General features: G+C 23.5%; 1 protein-coding gene. It reads left to right on the top strand.

Translation table 11 applies throughout. The features are described 5' to 3' along the window. Nucleotides 1-177 precede the first annotated feature (177 nt). Nucleotides 178-1209, top strand: coding sequence for a Ppx/GppA phosphatase family protein (locus tag GBZ86_RS15580; RefSeq protein WP_152892182.1), 1032 nt, complete (start codon nt 178-180; stop codon nt 1207-1209). Nucleotides 1210-1720: the final 511 nt, after the last annotated feature.

Genomic DNA, 1720 nt, shown 5'->3' on the forward strand with positions numbered 1-1720 from the left:
CCTTATATATTAAGAAGTATGTAAAATAATAGTAATGGTTGGAATTTGTAATTTTTATAAAAAAATTATAAAATAAATACAAATAAGTGTGGTCAGAACATAATATAAACCTAGAAAATGAATAAACTCTATTAAATAAATTTATAAAATAATCAAAGAGAGTAGGGTTTTAATAATATGGAAAATATTTTAGATGAAAGGCGTAAAGAAGAAAAAAATATTGCAATTTTAGAGTTAAGTACTAAAGCAGTTAAGCTTCTAATAGGGGATGTAGAACGAATAAAGGCACAAGGATTTAACTTTAACTTATTTTATAGGAATGGAATATTAACTAATACAGGAGATGGCCTAAATGATGATAATTACATGGATTTAGATTTTTTTAAAAAGCAGGTTATTCCTAAAATAAATAAATATATAGAATTTATGAAAACAAAAAATGTTCATGTAGTTTATTGTATAGCAACAGCAGCATATAGAACTGCTAAAAATAAAAATGATATAATAAAACTTATTCGTTATGAGTGTGGATTAGAGGTTACTATTTTATCAAAAAGACAAGAAGCAAAAGCAACTTTAAATGCTATAAATTTTAGTTCTAAAAATTTATTAGATGAAGGTGGAGATATTTTTTTAATAGATTTAGGTGGTGGCTCTACAGAATTAGTTTTATTTAAAAATGGACAAGTTAAAAAAGCAGATAGTTTAAATTTTGGGACGTTATATCTTAGAAATAAATTAATTAGAGAATTTTCCTATGATACTCCTATAGAAATAGCTTTAAAAAAAATAGATAATTATGTTAAAGCTAAGTTATGGAACTATAGATTTATTTATATAAATAAGGGAACTAAATGCTTAACAGTAGGGACTACTATAACTACAGTTAGTGGAAAAAAAGGTAACAAAAATCATCATGGAATAAGACTTACGAGAAAGCAAATAAAAAGTAAATTAATTCATTATGATAATTTAATAAAAAATAAATATCCTACAGTAGGACATTTAGCTAAAGCATTACATATAAATTGTACTTGTAATAAATGTGATTTTAAGCAGATTATGAGTGTAGATAAAGAGATAACTTGTAGATTAGGATTAAATATTTATAGTATTCTCATGGATAAGTTTAAAATACAAAATTTAATAACTAGTGGTACAGGTTTGTGGTATGGTGTATATTATGATAGATTAAAGCAACATCTATAGTTTAGAATAAAAAGCTTTTTGTACTATGATAAAAGTAAGGTAAAGCTCTAGCTTTACCTTATTTAGGTTAAGTATTTAAAGTTTATTAAATAAATTTAATAAACTTTAAATTTATAACCAAAAAAAGTATTTTTATATTCAATAGTGGCATCAGTAAAAAATTTTGCAATTTTATTATCAACTACTATTTTAATTCCTTGATCTATTACAACAGAGTCATTTTCACGTTGTTCATCCAGAACAACTTCAAGATCTAAGCCTCCTCAGCAAGCTCCATTTGATTTTATTCTTACAGCATCTTTATCACTATTAGCTAACATATCTTTAATATGTTTAATAGTATTCTCGTGGATTCTAATTTTCACCTAAAATTCCTCCATTCTTTTGTAGTTTATTTAAATATATAATATTAAAATTATTTTGTACATAAAAAACACTCTTAGCAATTAACTTTTAAATTAAATTAATAAGAGCATTTAGATAAAAGGGTTTAAAAATGTTAGAATAATAT

Source organism: Clostridium tarantellae (genome assembly GCF_009295725.1).
GTDB lineage: Bacteria > Bacillota > Clostridia > Clostridiales > Clostridiaceae > Sarcina > Sarcina tarantellae.

Excerpts from the sequence above, each read along its gene's own strand:
- GBZ86_RS15580 (WP_152892182.1), top strand. The coding sequence starts at position 178 with ATGGAAAATATTTTAGATGAAAGGCGTAAAGAAGAAAAAAATATTGCA.